Source organism: Lachnoclostridium phytofermentans ISDg, assembly GCF_000018685.1.
Lineage (GTDB): Bacteria > Bacillota > Clostridia > Lachnospirales > Lachnospiraceae > Lachnoclostridium > Lachnoclostridium phytofermentans.
In genome coordinates this window covers 4,085,701-4,110,136 of record NC_010001.1, presented here as the reverse complement: position 1 = coordinate 4,110,136, position 24,436 = coordinate 4,085,701, and the positions used below count along the sequence as shown (strand labels likewise).

17 protein-coding genes are annotated in these 24,436 nt (G+C 36.0%); 14 read left to right on the top strand and 3 right to left on the bottom strand.

Going from position 1 to position 24,436, the window contains the following annotated elements:
• Positions 1-344 precede the first annotated feature (344 nt).
• The 5 genes from CPHY_RS17445 (at position 345) to CPHY_RS17425 (ending at position 11,270) form a co-directional block, all read left to right on the top strand.
• Entirely contained in the window at positions 345-3,104 is a 2,760-nt protein-coding gene (locus CPHY_RS17445; RefSeq protein ID WP_012201370.1) for a glycoside hydrolase family 48 protein, read from the top strand.
• Between the two features lie 79 nt (positions 3,105-3,183).
• A complete protein-coding gene (locus CPHY_RS22500) occupies positions 3,184-6,141 on the top strand; it encodes a glycoside hydrolase family 9 protein (RefSeq protein ID WP_012201369.1) in 2,958 nt (985 codons plus the stop codon).
• 340 nt (positions 6,142-6,481) lie between these two features.
• Positions 6,482-7,432 carry an AAA family ATPase gene (locus tag CPHY_RS17435; protein WP_012201368.1) on the top strand — a complete coding sequence of 317 codons (951 nt, stop codon included), beginning with the start codon at positions 6,482-6,484 and terminating at the stop codon, positions 7,430-7,432.
• Positions 7,433-7,635: 203 nt separating this feature from the next.
• Positions 7,636-8,619, top strand: a complete 984-nt coding sequence (locus CPHY_RS17430) for a DUF58 domain-containing protein (RefSeq protein WP_157668754.1) — start codon at positions 7,636-7,638, stop codon at positions 8,617-8,619.
• Between the two features lie 263 nt (positions 8,620-8,882).
• Positions 8,883-11,270, top strand: coding sequence for a transglutaminaseTgpA domain-containing protein (locus CPHY_RS17425; RefSeq protein ID WP_012201366.1), 2,388 nt, complete (start codon positions 8,883-8,885; stop codon positions 11,268-11,270).
• Positions 11,271-11,428: 158 nt separating this feature from the next.
• Here CPHY_RS17425 and CPHY_RS17420 read toward each other — a convergent pair whose 3' ends face one another.
• Complete coding sequence (locus tag CPHY_RS17420) at positions 11,429-12,457, bottom strand: hypothetical protein (protein ID WP_012201365.1); 1,029 nt, start codon at positions 12,455-12,457, stop codon at positions 11,429-11,431.
• 394 nt (positions 12,458-12,851) lie between these two features.
• On the opposite strand from CPHY_RS17420, the gene mutY reads away from it, so the two are divergent.
• The 9 genes from mutY (at position 12,852) to CPHY_RS17375 (ending at position 22,235) form a co-directional block, all read left to right on the top strand.
• On the top strand, positions 12,852-13,904 hold the full coding sequence (gene mutY, locus CPHY_RS17415) for an A/G-specific adenine glycosylase (RefSeq protein ID WP_012201364.1): 1,053 nt from the start codon (positions 12,852-12,854) through the stop codon (positions 13,902-13,904).
• 123 nt (positions 13,905-14,027) lie between these two features.
• On the top strand, positions 14,028-14,951 hold the full coding sequence (locus CPHY_RS17410) for a LysR family transcriptional regulator (protein ID WP_012201363.1): 924 nt from the start codon (positions 14,028-14,030) through the stop codon (positions 14,949-14,951).
• The gene (locus tag CPHY_RS17405) at positions 14,933-15,688 is read left to right on the top strand and encodes an HAD family hydrolase (RefSeq protein WP_012201362.1); all 756 of its coding nucleotides are present in this window, start codon (positions 14,933-14,935) and stop codon (positions 15,686-15,688) included. Before CPHY_RS17410 ends, CPHY_RS17405 begins: the two co-directional genes overlap by 19 nt.
• 730 nt (positions 15,689-16,418) lie before the next feature.
• Positions 16,419-17,501, top strand: coding sequence for a 3-isopropylmalate dehydrogenase (gene leuB / locus CPHY_RS17400; RefSeq protein ID WP_012201360.1), 1,083 nt, complete (start codon positions 16,419-16,421; stop codon positions 17,499-17,501).
• Positions 17,502-17,776: 275 nt separating this feature from the next.
• A complete protein-coding gene (locus CPHY_RS17395) occupies positions 17,777-18,127 on the top strand; it encodes a hypothetical protein (protein ID WP_012201359.1) in 351 nt (116 codons plus the stop codon).
• A 12-nt stretch (positions 18,128-18,139) separates the two neighbouring features.
• On the top strand, positions 18,140-19,405 hold the full coding sequence (gene leuC / locus CPHY_RS17390) for a 3-isopropylmalate dehydratase large subunit (protein ID WP_012201358.1): 1,266 nt from the start codon (positions 18,140-18,142) through the stop codon (positions 19,403-19,405).
• A 147-nt stretch (positions 19,406-19,552) separates the two neighbouring features.
• Positions 19,553-20,050, top strand: coding sequence for a 3-isopropylmalate dehydratase small subunit (gene leuD / locus CPHY_RS17385; RefSeq protein ID WP_012201357.1), 498 nt, complete (start codon positions 19,553-19,555; stop codon positions 20,048-20,050).
• 313 nt (positions 20,051-20,363) lie between these two features.
• Positions 20,364-21,299 (top strand): M14 family metallopeptidase, encoded by a 936-nt coding sequence (locus CPHY_RS17380; RefSeq protein WP_012201356.1) that lies wholly within the window; start codon positions 20,364-20,366, stop codon positions 21,297-21,299.
• Positions 21,300-22,235: a M14 family metallopeptidase gene (locus tag CPHY_RS17375; RefSeq protein ID WP_012201355.1), complete on the top strand. Its 936-nt coding sequence runs from the start codon at positions 21,300-21,302 to the stop codon at positions 22,233-22,235.
• Positions 22,236-22,372: 137 nt separating this feature from the next.
• Here CPHY_RS17375 and CPHY_RS17370 read toward each other — a convergent pair whose 3' ends face one another.
• Positions 22,373-23,263, bottom strand: coding sequence for a LysR family transcriptional regulator (locus CPHY_RS17370; protein ID WP_012201354.1), 891 nt, complete (start codon positions 23,261-23,263; stop codon positions 22,373-22,375).
• A 33-nt stretch (positions 23,264-23,296) separates the two neighbouring features.
• Positions 23,297-24,259 carry a phospho-N-acetylmuramoyl-pentapeptide-transferase gene (locus CPHY_RS17365; protein ID WP_012201353.1) on the bottom strand — a complete coding sequence of 321 codons (963 nt, stop codon included), beginning with the start codon at positions 24,257-24,259 and terminating at the stop codon, positions 23,297-23,299.
• Between the last annotated feature and the right edge of the window lie 177 nt (positions 24,260-24,436).

Sequence of the window (24,436 nt, the reverse complement as noted above, 5' to 3'; positions counted from 1 at the left end):
ATAGTGATAATATACAGAGTGTACAGACAAGTTTGATATATAAATATAAAATACAGACGAAATATGAGAAAGGAAGATATTGTTAAATAAATGACGTAATTGTCTTGAATATATATTGAATTATAAATCAAATTATTATACATAAGCCTACCTAAAGTGAAAAGAGGGAAACGTAGAATTTTGTAAATAAACCTAGTAAAATCGCTAATCTTATATTATTTAGAACCTTCAGATCAATTGATATATAAATTTGAAAATTTATGCAAAGAAAGGAAGGGATGAGAAGTGCGTTCGAATGCCTTATGTCATTGACGTGGAGAGTTAATTAATAAGGAGGGTTTTGTATGCAAAAACGTATCTACAAGAGAGTAGCAGCAGCCATTATGACCGCTGCAATGGTAGTTACTCTAGTTCCTCAGGGAGCAAAGACATCCGCTTTGGCTGGTGAAACTGAGCAAGCTTTAGCGGCGGCAGCAACAAGGGGAACCTATGAGCAACGTTTTATGGACTTATGGTCGGATATTAAAAACCCAAAGAACGGTTATTTTAGTCCTCAGGGAATTCCGTATCATTCTATTGAAACAATGATTGTAGAAGCTCCTGATTATGGTCATGTAACTACTAGTGAGGCAATGAGTTACTATATGTGGCTTGAAGCTATGTACGGCAAGTTTACAGGTGACTTTTCTGGATATGGGACCGCTTGGAATGTAGCAGAAAAATATATGATTCCAACGGATGCAGATCAACCACCAACCAGTATGAGTAAGTATACACCGAGTAAACCTGCAACTTATGCACCTGAGTATCAGGATCCTAGTCAGTACCCAGCGAAGCTCGATTCGAGTGCTCCTGTTGGTAGTGACCCAATTTGGTCACAGCTTGTTGCAGCTTATGGACGGAATACAATCTATGGTATGCACTGGTTACTAGATGTTGATAACTGGTATGGATTTGGTTCTAGGGGAGACGGAACCTCAAAACCATCCTATATCAACACATTCCAACGTGGAGAACAGGAATCAACATGGGAAACAATTCCTCAGCCATGCTGGGATACAATGAAATATGGTGGAACGAATGGTTTCCTCGACTTATTCACTGGCGATAGTTCCTATGCACAGCAATTTAAGTATACGGATGCACCAGATGCTGATGCAAGAGCAATTCAGGCTGCTTATTGGGCAAGTGAATGGGCGAAAGATTATGGTGTAAATGTCGATACTTATTCATCAAAAGCTACGATGATGGGCGATTATCTTCGTTATTCCATGTTTGATAAATATTTTAGAAAAATAGGTAATTCTACAGTTGCTGGTACAGGATATGATGCATCACATTATCTGTTATCCTGGTATTATGCTTGGGGCGGTGGAATTACAGCTGATTGGGCATGGGTTATTGGATCTAGCCATAACCACTTTGGTTATCAAAATCCTATGGCAGCTTGGGTTTTATCTCAAAATTCGAAGTTTAAACCAAAAACTACAAATGGACAGGCTGACTGGGCAACAAGCCTTACTAGACAGCTTGAATTCTATCAGTGGTTACAATCTTCAGAAGGTGGGATTGCCGGTGGTGCTAGTAACTCAAAGAATGGTCGTTATGAAACTTGGCCAGCTGGAACAGCTACATTCTATGGAATGGGCTATGAAGCAAACCCAGTTTATAAAGATCCAGGAAGTAATACCTGGTTTGGTTTCCAGGCATGGTCAATGCAACGTGTTGCAGAATATTATTATAAGACAAATGATGTAAAAGCAAAACAGATCCTAGATAAATGGGTAGCTTGGGTTAAATCTGTGGTTGTATTAAAAGCAGATGGAACCTTTACGATACCAAGTACACTTGACTGGAGTGGTCAGCCAGATACATGGACAGGCTCCTATACTGGAAACTCTAAGCTTCATGTGACAGTGGTTGATTCTGGTACCGACCTTGGCGTTACAGGATCTCTTGCAAATGCTTTGTTATATTATAGTAAAGCTGCAAACGATGTAGCTGCAAAGAACTTAGCAAAAGAATTATTAGATCGCGTATGGAAATTATATCGTGATGATAAGGGCGTTGCTGCTCCTGAAGCACGTGCAGATTATAAGAGATTCTTTGAGCAGACCGTTTATGTTCCAAGTACCTTTAATGGTAAGATGCCAAATGGTGATGTGATTAAGTCTGGTATTAAATTCTTAGATATCCGTTCTAAGTATTTACAAGACCCATCTTATCCAAAGTTACTGGCAGCATATCAGAGTAATAAGTCACCAGAGTTTATATATCATAGATTCTGGGCTCAGTGTGATGTAGCGCTTGCAAATGGTGTATATGCACTCCTTTATGAGAATGGTTCTGGCACTACTGATTATGCTAATATTAATCCTACAAATGGTTCCTTTGATAAAGCTGTAGGAAAACAAGCAGATCTTAGTACAACATTATCAATGCAAGGTTATACCTTTGTTAACTTAAGTAAAGGTACTACACCTCTGACTTTAAATACAGACTATACTGTTAATGGTACTACAGTAGTCCTTAAGAAAGAATTCCTATCTACATTACCACTTGGTGATACTACAATTACTTTTAATTTTAGCAATTCTTATACAAAACCTTTTGTAGTAACCGTTGTGGATACAACAGTAGTTGTGGTAGTAGGAGATGTTAAGGTTCAGATGTTCAATGGAAATACTAGTGCAACAACGAATGGAATTGCACCTCGTTTTTATCTTGTAAATACAGGCTCTAATAGTATTAATCTTTCTGATGTAAAGCTTCGTTACTACTATACAATTGATGGTGAGAAGAGCCAGAGTTTCTGGTGTGATTGGTCATCGATTGGAAGCAGTAATGTTACCGGAACTTTTGTAAAGATGGCAACTCCAAAGACTGGAGCAGATTATTATCTTGAGATTGGATTTACAAGTGGTGCTGGTTCTTTAAAGGCAGGACAGGGAATCGAAGTTCAAGGTAGATTCTCAAAAACTGACTGGTCTAATTATACCCAGACTGGGGATTATTCATTTAATAGCAGCGGTAACTCCTATGTTGATTGGAACAAGGCAACTGCTTATATAAGTGGAAAACTTAATTGGGGTATCGAACCATAAAATTTTCTTTTAAGTTTGGCAATAGAAAGTGTTAAGTCACTTTCTATTGCCAGTATGGTACGCAGAAAGGATGAGAGATATGAAAAAGATAATAAGTCTTTTATTAGTGATAACACTTCTGATATCCATGGCACCATCGAAAGCTGACGCAGCGGAAACCAATTATAATTACGGAGAAGCTCTTCAAAAATCAATCATGTTTTATGAGTTTCAACGTTCTGGTAAACTGCCAAGTACCATTCGGAATAATTGGAGAGGTGACTCTGGTTTAACCGATGGAGCAGATGTTGGTTTGGATCTAACTGGTGGCTGGTATGATGCTGGTGATCATGTAAAATTTAATCTTCCTTTGGCTTATACTGTAACAATGTTAGCATGGGCAGTATATGAAGAAGAGGCTACTCTTTCAAAGGCAGGCCAATTAAGTTATTTATTAGATGAAATTAAGTGGTCTAGTGATTACCTAATTAAATGTCATCCACAAGCAAATGTATTTTATTATCAGGTTGGTAATGGAAATACAGATCACTCTTGGTGGGGACCTGCTGAAGTTATGCAGATGGCTAGACCGTCCTATAAGGTTGATTTAAATAACCCAGGTTCTACTGTAGTAGGAGAAGCAGCAGCAGCTCTTGCAGCAACAGCACTTATATATAAGACAAAAGACCCTACTTATTCAGCAACTTGCCTTCGTCATGCAAAAGAGCTTTTTAATTTTGCAGATACAACAAAAAGCGATGCTGGATATACAGCAGCAAGTGGGTTCTATACTTCCTATAGTGGATTTTATGATGAATTATCCTGGGCAGCTACATGGATTTACCTTGCAAGTGGAGAAGCGACCTATTTGGATAAGGCAGAATCTTATGTAGCCAAATGGGGAACAGAACCTCAATCTTCCACATTAAGTTATAAGTGGGCACAAAACTGGGATGATGTTCACTATGGTGCAGCTTTATTATTAGCAAGAATTACAAATAAAGCAATTTATAAGAACAATATTGAAATGCATCTTGACTATTGGACTACAGGGTATAATGGTAGTCGTATTACTTATACACCAAAAGGACTTGCTTGGTTAGATTCCTGGGGTGCATTAAGATATGCGACGACAACAGCATTTCTAGCAAGTGTTTATGCTGATTGGAGCGGATGTAGTGCTGGAAAAGTTAGTACTTACAATGCATTTGCGAAACAGCAGGTAGATTATGCATTAGGAAGTACCGGAAGAAGTTTTGTGGTTGGATATGGTGTAAATTCTCCAACAAGACCTCATCATAGAACTGCTCATAGTTCATGGGCAGACAGTCAGACGGAGCCAAATTACCATAGACACACCATTTATGGTGCTTTAGTAGGTGGACCTGGTAATAATGATAGTTATGAGGATAACATTAATAATTATGTAAACAATGAAATCGCTTGTGACTATAATGCAGGTTTTGTTGGCGCATTGGCTAAAGTTTATAAAACATATGGCGGAACACCAATTGCAAACTTTAAGGCAATCGAAACAGTAACAAACGATGAGTTATTTATTCAAGCTGGTATTAATGCCTCTGGTCCATCTTTTATCGAAGTAAAGGCATTGGTTTTCAATGAGACAGGTTGGCCAGCTCGTGTTACCGATAAATTATCCTTTAAGTATTTTATTGATATCTCGGAATATGTAGCAAAGGGATATACAAAGAATGATTTTACGGTATCGACAAATTATAACAATGGAGCAACCACATCGGCATTGCTTCCTTGGGATGCTGCGAATAATATCTATTATGTGAATGTAGACTTCTCTGGAACTAAGATTTATCCTGGTGGACAGTCTGCATATAAGAAAGAAGTACAATTTAGAATTGCTGGTCCACAAAACGTTAATATATGGGACAATTCCAATGACTACTCCTTTACACAAATTGCTAATGTTAGTTCAGGAAATACCGTAAAGACCACATATATACCATTGTATGATAATGGTAAATTAGTATTTGGTAATGAGCCAAAGACGGGTGTTCCTTCTGCAAGTCTTGATAAGACTACAGCAAACTTTGACAAAAACCCAGCTGTATCCGCAGATATACCAGTAACCATTAACTATAATGGTAATACATTAACAGCGGTTAAGAATGGAACAACGGTTTTAACGAAAGGTACTGATTATACTGTATCTGGTAATGTAGTAACGTTATCTAAGAATTATTTCTTAGCACAGAGCGCTAGTACGGTTACTTTAACATTTGTATTTAGTGGCGGTAACGATGCAACATTAAAAGTGACTTTAGTAGATACTTCTCCAAGTGCATCCATTAATCCAAATTCTGCTGTCTTTGATAAGGCTAGCGGAAAACAGGAAAATATAGTTATTACGCTTACACCAAATGGCAATACCTTAGCTGGACTTAAGAATGGGTCTAAGAGCCTGGTAACTGGAACTGATTATACCGTTTCCGGAACAACAGTGACGATTCTATCTTCTTATTTAAGTCAATTTGCAGTAGGAAGTCAATCTATTGTATTTGAAATGAATAAAGGGACAAATCCAGTCTTAGCAGTTACCATTAAGGATTCTTCTGTTGTTACTCCAACAGGAAATATTAAACTTCAAATGTTTAATGGAAATTCTTCTGCAACAACGAATGGCATTGCACCAAGAATTAAATTAATTAACACCGGAACTACTGCAATCAACTTATCCGATGTTAAGATTCGCTATTATTATACAATCAATGGCGAAAAGGATCAGGCATTCTGGTGTGATTATTCGACGATTGGTAGTTCCAATGTAAATGGTACTTTCGTAAAGATGAGTACACCAAAAACAAATGCAGATTACTATCTAGAATTTTCATTTAAGTCCGCTGCCGGAACTTTAAACGCAGGGCAAAGTATTGAAGTTCAAGGAAGATTTTCTAAGGTAGACTGGACAAACTATACACAAACAGATGATTATTCGTTTGGTGATAGTAACTCAAGTTATGCTGATTGGAATAAGACAACAGTATATATCTCTGATGTTTTGGTTTGGGGAGTCGAACCATAATAGGAGAAAAAATGTAATAATTTTTAGAGGGGTCATAACTTAGTATACATGTCTGTATATGAGGTCCGACACGTGCCACACGGCATGTGTCGGGCCTCATTTTTATACAGCGTGTATGTGACCTTATTCATGACAAGGGATCGTCCGCGAATAGTGCTACTTCATTCATGAAAGAATTGTTTATGAGGGATGATGCTTTCTTATATTAATAAATGCTGTGATTATCCAAAAAAAATTTATTAAGTAATCTATGATAACTATAGTTGATATTTACAATTACTTACATTATAATTGTTAAAAAATGGTTTATTCAAATAAATGCAAAAGGGGTGGATGTATTATGTTTCAGTATGTAGATTTGGCAAATCAATTGGTAGACCAGGTAAATTCTGTTTTAATCGGGAAAAAAGAGAAGGTTACCTTTGCAGTTACAACACTACTTGCAGGTGGACACTTATTATTAGAAGATGTTCCAGGGGTTGGTAAAACGACTCTGGCGAATGCGATTGCAAAATCAATCGATTGCAGTTTTGGAAGAATACAGTTTACACCAGATACTTTACCAAGCGATGTTACTGGTATGTCTATCTATAATATGAAAACAGGTTCATTTGAGTTTTCTGAGGGAGCTATTATGCATCATATCGTATTGGCAGATGAGATCAACCGGACTTCTCCGAAAACACAAGCTAGCTTATTAGAGGCAATGGAGGAGAGACAAGTAACGGTGGATGGAAAGATATATCCATTAGAGGCTCCCTTTATGGTAATTGCGACTCAAAATCCAATTGATTTTATGGGAACTTATCATTTACCAGAAGCTCAACTGGATCGCTTCCTGATGAAAATATCCATTGGCTATCCAGCACCGGAAGATGAATTAAAGATGGCAATGCTTTATCATAATGGTAGTAGATTATCAGAATTAAAGTCGATAATGACAAAAGAGCAGGTAGCCATGATGCAAGAGGAGGTTAAAAAGGTCCGAATACATAAAGATGTTTTAGCATTTATTGTGGATGTTACAAAGATTACGAGAGAGGACGAAAATTTTATACTTGGAGCGAGTCCAAGAGCTACCCTTGCTGTTATGAAAGCGGCGTCTGCGACTGCATATCTAAATGGAAGAGATTATGTCGTACCGGATGATGTGCTGGCTGTTATTTATCCCGTGTTATGCCACCGATTTGTACTCTCAATGGAGGCAAAAATTAATAAAGTATCTCCGGAGAAGATACTTCGAGGGTTGTTGCAGAAAGTTACGATTCCAATTCTTCGAGACTTTTCCTAAAGGAGGGAGTGAATCGGATGAGGCGCAATCGAATGCTTTTATACCTTTTCATAATACTTACTGGCATTTTTGTTAGCTATTATGGGGGATATGTAAGCTATGGACTATTTTTTTTCAGTCTTAGTATTCCAATTGTTTCTTACATTTACTTAATCTACGTGTATTTGCGATTCAGAATATACCAGTTTATAGAGCATAAGACGATGGTAAAGGGAGAGCACATTTCATATCAGTTTTTATTAACCAATGAAGACTATATGACTTTTTCTAATGTGAATGTAAGCTTTAAAAGTGATTATTCTACCGTAGAAAATATTAGCTCCGATCGAAGTTATTGTTTACTTCCTGGGGAAAAAATTGAACAAGCGACGACGATTTGCTGTCATTATCGTGGAGAATATCGTATTGGAATCGATAAGGTAACAGTTACTGATTACCTAAATTTATTTCATCTCGTTTATAATGCACCATCTGCAATACAAGCGAAGGTATTGCCAAGAATTATCCGCTTGAATTCTTTAAAATTATATAAGGAGACCGAAGGAAAAACTCTTGAATTAAATCCAGTATTAAATCAGAATGTACCTGATGTTGAAATACGAAGATATGAACCAGGTGATGAACCAAAGAGAATTCATTGGAAGGCTTCTGCAAAACTAAAAACGCTTGTAACAAGAAAATATACACAGGAACCAAAGACAGAAGTTTATCTGTATGTGGATTTCGAAAAGAAAAATTCGGATGAGGTTAGTAGAGTCATTCTCGAAGATAAAATCATAGAAACCGCACTTGCGCTTTGTGACTTTTTTTATCGTTGCAATACTCCGGTTAGAGTTATCTATGACATTGCTGGAATAAAAATATTGAATATATCAGGAAAACAAGATTTCGATCAATTCTACCAACTGTGTACGGATGTTTATTTTCGAGCGAGACATTCTATAAGTTCGTTATTAATGGAAAGTTGTAATCTTCTTAAAAACACCTCATTTTCCATAATTCTTACACATACATTCTCGGAAGATATTGTAAAAGCAAGTTATCATATGGTCTCTTTAGGAAACGAAGTAGCAATTCTTTATTTTGGAGAAGATGATGTTTCAAAACTTTCGATAAAGTTAGATTCACGTATTTATTTTCAGCAGATCATACCGAATCAAGAAATCTCAGAAGTATTAGAGGGCTAAGTGTGAAGAGAATTTCTAAGGCGCCAAAAGACGCCGCCTAAGAAATTCTAAAACTTCACACTGAAGTTTGTGCCTGCGTCGTCCTCGGCCCAAACCCCTGGCCTACTGAGAGGGCATGGTTTAAGGATTGAAATAAAATTAATTTTTTTTCGCATAGATATTGTGCCAGTGTCGTCTCCGGCATAAATATCCAGCCTAGTGAGGGCATGGTTTTAAGGGTGGAACTCACACTACTACAGAGCAGGCAAGGAGGAGTAGTTGAAATGAATGTAAAAATATTGTTAAAAAACCATGGATATCCCTGTCTTTTAACTATGCTATTATGTATCGCCGTTCTATCGTTTACCAATAATTATTTTGGACTTCGTGTAAATGAAGAAATTCTATTACTTCTTGTTTTCTTTTGGGTTGTAATTTTGCGTTGTTTTGATCATATCAAAAAAAATGTTCTTCCTTATCTTGTTTTATTAATCTTTGCTGTGACTATAGTGTTCCTATGCTTTCTATTTGATATATCATTTTCTAAGATAATTACTTCATACACCTCGTGGTTTCATCAGACATTAAGCGATGGAAAATCTAATTCGATAGGATATTCCGCTGCAGCGATTATACTTTTATTAATTATAACTTCGATACTTATTTACCTATTACAAAAAAAACATTTCACAAGAATTATTGGGGCAGTAATAGCCTTTTGTGTACTTCTGTTTTTAGGATTTACGGAGCAGCTCACAACAAAACTTGTAGTAGTCAGTTTGCTATTCTATATATTCCTTACGTTGGTGGAAATTAGGATTACTTTTTTTTATAAGAAGGATAGAAGTGTTCCTTCGATGGCAATGACTTTTTTAGTTCCATGTGGCTTACTTCTAAGTCTTATCCTATTAATATTACCTGCTTCTGAAAATCCAATCGAGTGGAAAACTATCAAACGGTGCATTACTGCAGTTTCAGATTCCGTAGAAACTTTGGTTACAAATATTGATTTATGGATACATCCGGATAAGAAAGAGTTTAACTTAAATTTTGCTGGATACTCCGAGGAAAGTAAAGTAGGAGGAAGTATTTCGGAGTCTGAAGAATTAGCGATTTCTTTAAAAACCAGTTCATTAAATAACATTCCAGTATATTTAAATGGAAATGTGAAGAATAAATTTGATGGTGAGAAATGGGAAGATATAGTAAGTTATAAGAAAGAAGAATATACGGAAGCAGAGCTTGATTCTTTAGAGTTATTATATGCTATCGACCGAGAAGGTTTAACGGAAGACTATTCCTCTGTTATTTCCACCCGTAGTTATAGTGTTACATATGAGGGGATATCGACAAGGACATTATTTTATCCATTAAAGGTATTAAATATTGGACTAACAAGTCGCAAGGATGCCTATTCAGACGATGAAGCGAATTTACGTTTTCATGATATAAAATCAAAAGGAGTCAATTATTCTTTTCAGTTTATGAATTTGAATCTTGATAGCAACTACTTTAATAAACTCATAGAAAATCAAGCAAGATTTCAGTATCAGAACGAGAATGTCACTTCTTTTCTTCAATTTAGAGATAATATTGCAAATAAGAAGTATCCAATCACTTATAAAGTTTCGGAACAATTAGGAGAATTGCTTAAATTACGTAGAGATCGAATTTATGAAGATTATTTGAATGTTTATGAAGGGCTACCAAAGCGTGTTTCTGATTTGGCATTTGATATAACGAAAAATTGTAGAAATGATTACGAGAAATGCAAAGTGATAGAGAAATTTTTTGCTAATTATACGTATAGTACGATTCCGAAGCAGCCTGAGGAGGGGCATGATCTAGTGGATTACTTGATCTTTGAATCCAAAGAAGGCTATTGTACGTATTATGCAACTGCATTTGCGATGATGGCAAGATGTGTTGGTATTCCGACAAGATATGTTCAAGGATTTCGAGTACCCCAATCCGAAGAGGGCAGTCAATATTCCTATTATGTTTACAATAAGAACGCTCATGCGTGGCCAGAAGCATATATCGAAGGAATTGGCTGGATTCCTTTTGAACCTACCCCATCATTTTATGATTATCGGTACCAACCATGGAGTTCTGATAAAGGCATAGGGAATGGTACGGTGGTTACTCCTAGTATAGGGGCGCAATACGACCCTTACAACTATCAAAAATTATTAGAACAGGAAGAAAGAGAGTTTCAGACTGCTCGTAACACTTATCGAAGCATATCTATGATTGCAGGAATTGTAGTGCTACTTATCTTATTTGGTGTATTCCTTTATTATATGCTAAGAATTCAGCTTTTTAACAGAAGTTATCGGAAGGCAAACCTAGTAAAACGAGTTTATCAAGATATTAAAGCAGTGCTTTTAATGGCAGAGTTTCTAGGTAAGGGAATTGAAAACTCTGAGACATTCCAGTGCTTTATAAAACGTCTAGTCGTAGAGCACTCAATGAATGAAATAGAAGCGGAGAGCATCATTGATATTTTTCAAAAAATACGTTATAACGAAGAGGAACCTTCTATAGAGGAACAGCAAAAGATTGAGTGTTTCCGAAACTATTTTGCGAGTGATTTAAAGAGAACAATGAAAAATCGTGAGTATTTAAGATTACGATTATATTTACTACGACACGAAAGAATGATTGGATAATAAGGTAAAGTATACCACGTGAATTCTTCATAAAAAGAAAGTTGCTACATAAACTTTTCATTAATGAAAAGGTACACTTCGTGAACTTTTACCGTGAATAATAGAAACGGAATATTTTATTGAAAGACTACATTCAATAAAATATTCCGTTTTTTATGTTATTTTCCATAAATACATTCGTAAGTATTTTTAATAGAATTATATGTATAAATTGCATCTCCATCTAATGTGACATAAAAGTTTGTCACTAATATATCCTTATTTTCAAGTTTTGCATAGGTACCAAAACTATAACAAATACGATCTTTGATAATCAGCTTTGTATTATCCGATAAAATTTGATATTCATTAATTTCAGCAGATAACCCTGTTTGAAGAGTTGATAAGGAACGTATCATTTGGATAGCATCTTCTTCTACAATAGTTAGGTCCTCGTTCACATCCTTATCAAGAACATAACTTCCAGCAATAGAATTCCAATTTTCAGTAAAGAAATCATTGTCAGTTAATGTTAAATAATTATTGTCTAGGGTAAAGGTAAGACTTATTTCATCGTTTGTAAAATGTTTTGCGGTTGTCCCGTCAATATAGCCGATGCCGCTGAGACGATTTACGCCAAGGCTATTACGCGCTAGTATATGAAATTCAAAAGAAGTGGAATCATTTTGAATCAAGGTTACGGTAGAGGTAGTTACACCTCGTAAGTCTTTGCGAATAAAGGTGCCATTCCAGTTGGTTTCGGTATCCTCTTTGACTGGGCTTATACTAAAGGAAGAAAATGGTGTGTGCTTACCATCGGAAGTTAAACAGGAGAGCTCACCGGTATTTTTATTCACGAGTATTGCTGGCTCCAATGCTGTTAAGTTTTTGGTAGCGATAAAAGAATAATAATTCTTTGAATTAATTGTTATATTTTCAGTAAGTAATGATATTGAGTATTTTCTAGTATTAATTTGCCCCTGAATTAAGGAAATAGCATCCTCTTCCGTTATTAAGATATCCTCTGCAATAGGTGTAGCTTCGGGTGTTTCGGTTATATCTGGAGCCCCCGTTACGGAAATCGTAACATCAGGAGTAAGCTCACTAGAGGTACTAATCGAGGAATTATTTGGCCCTTGTGTTGCTTGACAGCCACTACAAAGAATAGTGGTTAGGATACAAAGCATAATCAGTTTACGAGATGACATAGTAAGCCTCCTTTATGGTTATAGATAAGAATAGGATAATATCGGAATAAGGCAAATTTTAGGCAAAAATTTTACATGTTTCTTAACTTATTTATTTTCCATTATAAAATTTTAACATACAGATCAAAATGTGATATAATGTGTAACATTATCTAGAGTAAAATGATATAAAAGCATACTGATATAAAAACATATTGATATAGAAGCAAATTCATATGAAAATGCAAATTGATATTAATGCAATTTGATATGAAAGAAATTAATAAAAAGCAAATTAATAGAAAAGCAAATTGATATAAAAGTAAATAGTTATAGAAACATATTAATATAAAAGCAAATTAATATAAAGCAAATTCTTATAAAAAATCACTAAGATACCAGAATTGAGGAAATAATGAAGAATGATTATAGAGAAACAGTAGAATATTTATTACATTGGTATGACCTAAATGCAAGAATTTTGGAATGGAGATCCAATCCTAAACCTTATTATGTATGGATTTCTGAGATTATGTTACAACAAACGAGAGTGGAAGCGGTGAAATCTTACTTTGACCGTTTTATCAAGGAATTACCAACCATAAAAGATTTAGCGGCAGTTGAGGAAGATCGATTGATGAAACTGTGGGAAGGTTTAGGTTATTATAATCGTGCCCGTAATCTTAAGAAGGCAGCAATCATAGTTATGGAACAATATAATGGTGAGCTACCAGCAAATCGAGAAGAATTAAAAAAACTTCCGGGTATTGGTTCGTATACCTCAGGGGCAATCGGTTCGATTGCTTTTCAATTACCGGTAGCAGCGGTTGATGGAAATGTGCTCCGTGTTATGAAACGTATCGCGGGAAGTTTTGATGATATTACGAAGGAAAAAGTAAAAAAAGAGCTAGAAGAAGATATTGAAGCCATTATCCCGAAAGATCGTCCAGGGGATTATAATCAGTCACTTATGGAACTTGGTGCAACAGTTTGTTTACCGAATGGGAAACCACTTTGTAATCAATGTCCAGTTATGCATCTGTGTAAAGCATTTCACAATGGAGACGAGTTAAAAATACCGGTGAAGCCGAAAAAAAAGGAGAGGGTAATCGAGGAAAAAACAGTACTTGTGATGGAATGTGCTGGCTACTATGCAATTCGAAAGAGGACGGAAAAAGGACTTCTCCATGGTTTATGGGAATTACCGAATATAGAGGGAAAACTTTCGATAAATCAGATGGAGGAAACAATAAAAACCTTAGCTCCTTATGCAAAAGTAGAGAGAAAGCTAGGAGAAGCAAAACATATATTTTCACACAAAGAATGGCATATGATCGGTTACTATATAAAGGTTGAAAGAATAGAGGATGTTCCGATACCAGAATTAATCTGGGTAGATAATCAGAGTATTCGAAAGGACTATTCTCTTCCAACAGCATTTGAAGCATATCGTAAGGAATTAAATTAAGAATAATTCTCTTATGAAGTCAATGTTTATTGAATATAACGAGAAAAGAAATTTTGGTTGCCAAAATAGGACGTTTAGTGTTAAGCTGTCAATAAATATAGGACAATCTGGGGAGGTTATGCAATGGAAGTAGATTTTTCATTATCCGCTTATCGAATCTTTAATGCGGTGGCAAAAACAGAAAATATATCTTTGGCAGCAAAGGAACTGTATATTAGCCAGCCTGCTATTAGTAAGGCAATTGCAAAGCTGGAGCAAAGTATGTCAGTTGCGTTGTTCACCAGAAATTCTCGTGGAGTGAAACTAACAGAAGAGGGAAAACAGCTTTATTGCTATACTCGAACTGCATTTGAAACCCTGAAAGAAGGGGAAGATGCAATGAAGCGAATCCACCAGTTAGGTATTGGACATATTCGTATCGGTGTCAGTACGACATTATGCAAATTTGTCCTGTTACCATTTTTAAAAGAATTTGTGGACGAATACCCACATATACGATTTACGATTCAGTGTCAGTCTACGCTTCAAACGTTAGACTTAATAGAGGAAGGAAAATTAGATATAGGATTAGTAGGTAAGCCAGACACCTTAAAGGGAATGGTTTTTAAAAAGGTTGGCGAAATACAAGATATCTTTATCGCAACAAATAGTTACCTTGATAATTTAAGAATCAGAGAGGGAAGGGAACTGACTGGTCGTGAATTATTAGAAAAAGGTAACCTTATGCTTCTTGATGAAAAAAATATAACCAGAATGTATATCGATGAGTATTTTGCAAAGAGGCAATTAAAACCTGTGCAGATACTAGAGGTAAGCAGTATGGATTTATTAATAGAATTTGCAAAGACTAGTTTAGGAATTGCGTGTGTTATTGGAGAATTTGTAAAGAATGAATTAGACTGTGGTGAACTAACAGAGATTTCTTTACCAGGAAAGCTAGACAAGAGAGAGATAGGTTTCGTTTACATGAAAGAAAGAGGTAATCAGGAAACTGTTCGAAATTTTGTTCAAAAGATGGAGGAATTAATATGCGAAAGCCAAAGATGATTCTATTTGACTATGGGCAGACCTTAGTAAAAGAGGAAGGGTTTGAGTCGTTGGCTGCAGTAGAGGCAGTATTATCAAAGGCAATAAAAAATCCATATGGTGTGACAGCTCAGGAGATGATTGCGTTTGATAGAGAGTTAAATAGAGAGATTGGTAGATTTACAAAGGAATCGATGGATGATTACAAATTAGAGGTTCATAACCATCCATATCAAAGATTTCTGTATGAATATTTTGGTTTGGAATTTAAAGAAGAACCGAGTGAGATAGAACAATTATTCTGGGATACCGCAGCACCAGGAGTTCCAACGGATGGTATCGAGGCAGTTTTAAATTACCTGAAAGAGAATGACATTCGTGTCGGGGTTATTAGTAATATATCGTTTAGTGGAGAGGCTTTAAGACGTCGTTTGGCTTCCGTTCTTCCAGACTACGATTTTGAGTTTATCCTTGCATCAAGTGAATATGTATTTCGAAAGCCAAACAAATTTTTATTTCAGTTAGCGCTTCGAAAGGCAGGATTACAGCCAAATGAGGTATGGTATTGTGGAGATAACCTCCTTTGTGATATCAATGGTGCTTCTGAAGCAGGAATATTTCCAATATGGTATACTGGTGCGAATAAAACAGGTGGTTTTGATTATCTTGAGGATTATGAGGCAAGTCACCCAGACATACCTTTATGTAAAGTAGAGGATTGGCATCAATTTGTTGAATATTTAAAGCAAACGGATTAAATATTATTGGAACTATAATCACTTCTAATAATCGGATTTACGATGCAAAGAAAGCATCTTTAATTAGAAATTTAAGATATTAATTACCATATGAAATCGGCAAGTAATGGAGGACACTAGTATTACAGTGCATCCATCACTTGCCTTTTTATTTTACAAAAGAGATCTACTGCCCATGCTACCTATTGCGCCCAATGCTCATAATCTTACAATAGAACACTTGCAATTGAAAAACAGCGATCAAGGTGCTACTACTTCAACCTTAATTCTGTCTGGGTCTTCAAACTAATTCTTCTAATAACCAACCCCAAAAGGCAACTGAACTCTTCAAATCAGAAACATATATTTCAATGTGGTGTAAAAGTCCTTGTGACAATGGATAACCTCCTTGCAAAATATAAATTCGCTTCGTATATGCTTTCATTATTAATTACCGGAAAATTATACTACATATCTCGTTATACTTCTACACAATTTAGTGATGAGTAATCAATAAGAAATTAACATAATTATAAGTCATATTAAGTATTCATATTATATATTTTATTTATACCAAAAACTATGTTAAAATGACGTTAAATATATAGTATACTTTAGATAGTACTTAAAAACACATATTATAAAAACAGGTTAAAGCTCATCTTATTAAAAGATTATTTTATTAAAAGCTTATTTTATTAAAAGCACATCTTATACAAAACTTATCTTATTCAAGAAAGGACGCGAACATATGAATTACAACATAGCAGTAATTCCGGGAGATGGTATCGGTCCGGAGATTATTACAGAAGCAATGAAGGTACTAGATCAGGTTGGTCGTAAATTTGGTCATACATTTACCTATACAGAAGTATTAATGGGAGGTGTCTCAATAGATACAACCGGAGAACCCCTTACGAAAGAGGCATTAGAAACAGCTAAAGCAAGTGATTCTGTACTCCTTGGAGCGGTCGGCGGTAATGTAGGGCATAGTAACTGGTATAGTCTACCTCCTCATTTAAGACCAGAAGCAGGATTATTAGCCATAAGAAAGGGCTTAGGGCTATTTTGTAATCTTCGACCTGCAGTGTTGTTTGAACAATTAAAGCAGGCATGTCCATTAAAGGATGAGATTATTGGCGATGGATTTGACTTTGTTGTTGTACGTGAACTTACCGGGGGAGTCTATTTTGGTGAAAGAAAAACTACAGTAGAAAATGGGATTAGAAAAGCTGTTGATACCATGCCTTATGATGAAAATGAGGTTAAACGAATTGCAAGATGGGCATTTGAAGTGGCAAGTAAACGAAAAAGAAGAGTATGTAGCGTAGATAAAGCGAATGTTTTAGATACCTCAAGACTTTGGAGACAGGTTGTAAAAGAAGTAGCGATGGAATATCCGGAGGTAACTTTAACAGATATGTTAGTAGATAATTGCGCAATGCAGATTGTAAAGGACCCAACGCAGTTTGATGTGATATTGACAGAGAATATGTTTGGCGACATCCTTTCGGATGAAGCGAGTATGGTGACAGGATCAATCGGTATGTTAGCATCAGCAAGTCTTGGTGAATCAAAACTTGGATTATACGAACCAAGTCACGGTTCTGCGCCAGACATAGCTGGAAAAAATATTGCGAATCCAATCGCAACAATATTATCGGCTGCCATGATGTTACGTTATAGCTTCGATCTTACAAAAGAAGCTGATAGCATAGAAAATGCAGTAAAAGAAGTATTAAACTTAGGGCTTCGTACCGCAGACATTATGTCAGAGGGCTGTACGCTAATAGGAACGAGAGAAATGGGAGATTCCATTGTAGGACAGATTTAATATGGTTTCTTAAATTCATTATAAAATGATAGTAGTATAGTGATAAATTTAGATTTGTTTAATAATTATTATGAATCTCTTCTCATTGAAAATTTTAAAATAAATGCAATAATATCATGTAAAAAACAACACATATTGTAAAGATTAAAAGATAGTAAACTCATGGATTGTCAGTGCATTTTCCATTATTATATGTTAATATATTTTGGTAATCTGAAAGCGAATGGTTGTAATAACATACATAACAACATTCGTTTCATCACTTGGAGGTTAAAATGGAAAAATACATTAAGAGTTTATCAAAAGCATTGGTTATCCTGACAGTTATTTTCTTTCTAAGTTTTTTTGGAGGAGCGAATGCAGATAAGATTGGTATGCCAAACTTTGTATTTCAGGTTTGTGTATTCAATGCAAATGCGCTGATGTTTGTGATTCCTTTCGCATTCGTTGTTATCTTTGGTATTGGTATGACTGCTCTGTTTAAGAAGGTACTAAACAATACTAGCCGAATGGTAGTAAAAAAAGTAGAAGGAAAGTTTCCGGTCCTTTGGTTTATCGTCTCCTTTGTTTGCTTTATTCTTTACTTTATGTTTGTAAATGTGTTATTTGCATTACCAGAAGCATAGGAGGATATAGTTATGGGCATGACAATGACTCAAAAGATTTTGGCTGCACATGCAAATCTACCAGAAGTAAAAGCTGGACAGTTGATTGAGGCAAATCTTGACCTAGTGTTAGCAAATGACATTACAGGTCCGGTTGCTATTCATGAAATACAAAGATTAAAAAAGAAAACAGTATTTGATAAAGATAAAATCGCATTAGTGCCAGATCATTTTACGCCAAATAAAGATATCAAATCGGCCGAACATTGTAAGTGTGTCAGAGAGTTTGCGAAAGAGCATGACATTACGAACTATTTTGAGATCGGTGAGATGGGAATTGAGCATGCCCTCCTACCAGAAAAAGGACTGATTGTAGCAGGAGAGACTTGTATTGGAGCTGACTCACATACCTGTACTTATGGAGCACTTGGAGCATTTTCTACCGGTGTTGGCAGTACCGATATGGGTGCTGGTATGATTACTGGAAAAGCTTGGTTTAAAGTTCCAGCTGCAATTAAGTTTATATTAACTGGAGAACCAAAAGAGTGGGTGAGTGGAAAAGATGTTATTTTACATATTATCGGTATGATTGGTGTAGATGGTGCATTGTATAAATCCATGGAATTTGTAGGAGCTGGAATTAAGAATTTGACCATGGATGATCGATTTACGATTGCGAATATGGCAATAGAAGCCGGTGCTAAGAATGGTATCTTTCCGGTGGATGATTTAACCATCTCATATATGAAGGAACATGGGGCAAAGCCATATACCATCTATGAAGCAGATGAAGATGCAGAATACGAGCAGATAATTACAATAAATTTATCAGAATTAGAACCAACCGTAGCATTTCCTCATCTCCCTGAAAATACGAAGACTGTGAAAGAAGCAGGAGAGGTTAGGATAGATCAGGTTGTCATAGGATCCTGTACCAATGGAAGAATTGGTGATTTAAGAATTGCTGCCAAGGTTTTAGAGGGAAGAAAGGTAGCAAAAGGGATGCGAGCTATTGTATTTCCTGCGACTCAGGCAATTTATTTACAAGCAATTGAGGAAGGATTAATTCAAACCTTTATTAAAGCAGGTTGTGTAGTAAGTACCCCAACCTGTGGACCATGTCTTGGAGGGCATATGGGGATTCTTGCAGCAGGAGAACGAGCTGCATCCACAACGAATCGTAACTTTGTTGGACGTATGGGACACGTAGAATCTGAAGTATACCTTTGCAGTCCTGCAGTCGCAGCAGCAAGTGCAGTAACTGGAAAGATAAGTGAGCCATCCGAACTCTTTTCATAAAGGTAAAGTGAAAACAACAAGGAAATTTTCACTTTTTATCTATGGCAAGGAATTTCGCAAAGCGTGCTTTTTTAGTTTGTAGTATGCAATGGGCACTTAATAACTTTTGATATGAAGAGGTGCTAGGGCGCCAGAATAGAGGTATGTATGAAATCACATGGTATAGTTCATAAATATGGAGATAATGTAGATACAGATGTTATTATTCCTGCTAGATATTTAAATTCCTCTGACCCAAAAGAACTTGCAAAAAAATGTATGGAGGATATCGATAAGGAATTTGTTAACCGCGTAAACCTCGGTGATATCATGGTAGCAAATAAGAATTTTGGCTGCGGTTCCTCCAGAGAACATGCACCAATTGCAATTAAAGCTTCTGGTATTAGCTGTGTAATTGCTGAAACATTTGCAAGAATATTTTATCGAAATGCAATAAATATAGGGCTTCCAATCATAGAATGTAAGGAGGCTGCAAGAGATATTGATGCTGGTAATGAGGTTGAGATAGACTTTGATAGTGGTATCATTACAAATCTTACCAAAGGAACATCTTATCAGGGGCAGGCATTTCCTGAATTTATGCAAAAGATTATGAAAGCAGATGGCCTCATTAATTATATCAATGAGCAGTTAGAAGCAGTATAAGGACACTCTTTTTTGAATTAATATGTAAAAAAAGTGAGTTTCATATAAAATTCGTGATTCATGTTTTGATATAAAGCTACGGAAACAACTCGAAAAATCCAATCGGAAGGCATTTAGCTTTCAGATAGAGGATTCGAGTTGTTTTCGTTTTTTGATGAATACTAGTAGTGGAGTATTCCGCTATTATTAGAAAGGTTTTCAAGGGATTTACTTTACAATATAATTATAGTACAATGAAATGAAATTTGAACAAATACTATTGTGTAGCAATGCTTTAAAGTATAAAACATGTCTACAGAAGGGTTGTGAAAAGATGGTAAAAACAGTGGTTTCGGTAGGTTTGCCAGTATTAGAAACGATGCATATTAAAAAGAATCGCCTGGAGCCGGAGAATAAAAATGGAAATGAAAGAAGGATTTGTATTGTCACAGGAATCCATGGTGATGAGCTGGAAGGCCAGTATATATGTTATCAATTGATACGTCGTATTCAGGAATCGAAGGAGTTCTTAACAGGGATTGTAGATGTTTATCCATGTGTAAATCCACTTGGTATGGAATCGATTACAAGAAGAATACCGACCTTTGATCTAGATATGAACCGAAGCTTCCCGGGAGATATGGATGGCGATATGTCCGAGTACGTTGCTGCAAAGCTTGTAGAGGATTTTGAGGGAGCAGATTTTTGTGTAGATTTGCATGCAAGTAATATCTTCTTACGAGAGATTCCACAGGTCCGACTTGATAAGCAGCATGAAGAAAGCCTATTGGAATATGCAAAGTTGTTGAATACTGACTTTATCTGGGTTCATTCCTCTCCAACGGTTGAACCTGCAAGTCTATACCATAGCTTAAATCAAAAAAAGGTACCAACGTTAAGTATTGAGATGGGCGTTGGTATGAGAATTACAAAAGAGTTTGGAGATCAGATCTTAGAAGGTATTTTTTGTCTGATGCATAAGCTTGGTATTTGGAGTGGACCTGTCATTACACCAAAGACGTCAGTGATCTCATCCGATCAGGATAAGGTGACTTTAATACATGCAGAAGCCTCAGGTGTATTTTTACCATGTGTAGAACACCTAATGGATATCAAAGCTGGAGATGTTGTGGGAAATATTGTGGATAGCTTAAATGGTACGATTGTTCAACACATTATAGCTCCTTGTGATGGAGTCGTGTTTACATTAAGGGAATACCCTGTTGTTTATGATGGTTCCCTAATTGCTAGAATCCTAGGAGGGGTGTAAATGTTTCAAGAAATAATTCATACGGTAAAAAGTCCTTATCGTGATGATATGCATATTGTTGGTTTTCGCTTTGGAAAGGGAGAAAAAGCAGCATGTATTGTGGGACCAACTAGGGGAAATGAAATACAACAGTTATATATCTGCTCTCAGTTGATTAAGGAATTAACTAGGCTTGAAAAAATTGGAGCAATTGTAAATAACAATGAAATCCTGGTAATACCAACATTGAATCAATCTAGTATTAACATAGAGAAACGTTTTTGGGCGATGGATAAGTCTGATATAAACCGTTTGTTTCCAGGAGATGATAGTGGTGAGACAACAGAGCGTATCGCCGGTGGAGTATTTAAGGCAGTGGAAGGTTATAATTTTGGTATCCAATTCGCAAGTTTTCATACTCCAGGAGAATTTATTCCTCATGTCAGAATGATGGAAACAGGGCATGAAAGCACTAGCCTCGCGAATCTATTTGGGCTACCATATGTACTCACAAAAAAACCACATCCATTTGATACAGGAACTTTAAATTATTGCTGGCAAGTGAATGGAACGAATGCATTTTCTGTATATACTCCAGCAACCAGCAGTATTGATGAAACATCAGCAAGACAGGCGGTATCTTCGGTTCTTAGATTTCTAACACGTATGGGAATCATCAAGTACAACTGTCATAGCGGTTATATAGCAAGTATTGTGGAAGAAGAAACTTTAATGCCAATTAAAACAGATGTTTCAGGAATATATCGCCCTCTTAGAAAACCAGGAGAAGAAGTGAAATTTGGTGATGTCTTAGCAGAAGTTGTTGACCCGATCGAAGGGGAAGTAATCTCACAAATCATAGCACCAAGCGATGGTATTATCTTCTTTGCTCATAGTAAACCTTTGGTGATACAAAATTGTATTGTATATAAACTGATACGAAGATTACACGAATAAACAAAGGAAAATAGTAAGTAGTATATGAAGTAAATTGATATTAGAAACAATAAGGGTGATATAAGTTTTCGTTGGTAAAACGAAAATCTATATCACCCTTGTTATTTTAAGCATTTTTTAATTATATCTCTAATATTCTATAACTTGTCTACCATTGACTGAATAAAAAATTGTGCAGGCTCAGAGAGTGGCAGGCTATCATCGTAGGCTACAACTAATTTTCGCTCTGGCATTTCATCAGCTGTTTCTAACGTAATAAGCTCTGGGGAGCTAACATTATTGATACAAAAATCCGGTACAAATGCGATGCCGAGACCAATTTTAGCTAAATCAATCAATAAATCATTACTGCTAAGTTCTATAGCAGGCACCAAATCCAAAGATTGTTGTAAGAACAAATTATGAAGGAAGGCGCTTGTTGTAGATAGCTTCGTAAGCATAAGGATAGGTAACTTCTGAAGCTCTGTTAACGTAAGCTTATGATCGGCAAGTGGAAAGGCGTCTGGTTTTGCAACAAAGACATCTCGAAAGGTAGTAACATCTTGAATATTTAAGTTATTGTTTAATGCAGAGTTAGGTGAATTGACAACTATTAAATCCACTTGATTTGTCTCAAGCAACTCTGCACATTTAAGTGAGGTACCATTAATAATACGGATATGTACCTCAGGATAGGATTTGTGAAAATTATTTAGATATGGTACTAAGAAATATCTACAAATCGTATCACTTGCGGCAATTCGTAATTGCATACCACCTGCTGGGGTAGAGTTTAGGAGTTGATTCTCACCTCTGCTGATTAAATTAATAGCTGGTTCTATATGCTTAAACAGCATCTCACCTTCTTTGGTAAGACTTACTCTTTTAGTACTACGAATAAATAGTACCTGATTCAGTCGTTTTTCTAATACTTTTACGGATTGGCTAACTGCAGATTGAGAGATGAATAATTCAGCAGCAGCTTCGCTAAAACTTAGAGTTTTTGCAACATAATAGAATACTTTATATAACTCGTAATTAATATCCAATGCGCCTTCCCCTTTCTATGATTTCGATTCCTACTATAACAACAGATAAAGGACGATAAAGGATACCATAACCTGTATAGTAATAAAACGGAATACGGTCTGTGGATCAGACCAACCTAGTTTTTTTCTAACATGATCATGGATTGGTGTTCTGGTATTTACTAAAATCTTAATCTTAAAGAAACGAAGAAGAGCAACCTTCACCAAACCAAGCCCTCCGTCGATGATAAAAACTATAGCAGCAGGGATAAAAAGTAATGGACTACCTGTTTTAAGAGCAATTACTGCGATAAATAATCCGATTGCTCTGGAACCAGCGTCTCCCATTAACAATTTACTTGGAGAAGCATTAAACCATAGGTAACCAAGAATACAAGCAATCATAAGTAGAGAAATTAAAGCATAATCTTGGTTGTCTATAACTGAAACAAACACAAGGTAGAAGGTAAGTATCGTAGCAATGCCGATGCTGCCACTAAGCCCGTCTACTCCGTCGGTACAATTGGTTACATTAATAGAAACCCAAATTAACAACATTGCAAGTAATACATAGATGACAGGATTAAGTTCAAATGAAGTACCAGTGGTTAGAATTGTTAAGGTACTGCCATTAAAATTCACATAAGTAACGGCGCACACAAGAGCAATAACTAAATCGATAAATCCTTTTTTATATTCGCCCCAAGGTGCTTTTGAGCTATCGTCTAAGTAACCGCTCATCATAGCAGCAATAATCATAAGTAGATAAATAATTAGTTCTCTGGAGATTGGAACGAATAACAATGTAGCTACAACGAATACTAGGATAAAAACAATTCCTGCACCGCGAGGCTTTCCTTGAGACAGCCCACCATTTACCGCATGAGCTCTTCCACCGTCCCTTGGTAGAATGTTCTGTAGTACCTTTAGTAAGATACATGTTATCAAGAAAGCTAGCAATAACCCTACAAAAGTAATACTTTTGCCTGACAAGTTATTAAAAATTGAGTAAAGCATATCATTTCCTCCGAGTATTCAACAGAATTCTTAACTACGCATGCTGGTTCTCCCTTACAAATACTGTATGGATGAACTAGCTTTTTGCGCTTTGGACTAGATAAAATAGTCACACATATTGTACTATAGACATACAAGATTGTCTAGTGCACTGTCTCATTAACTGAAATATAATCA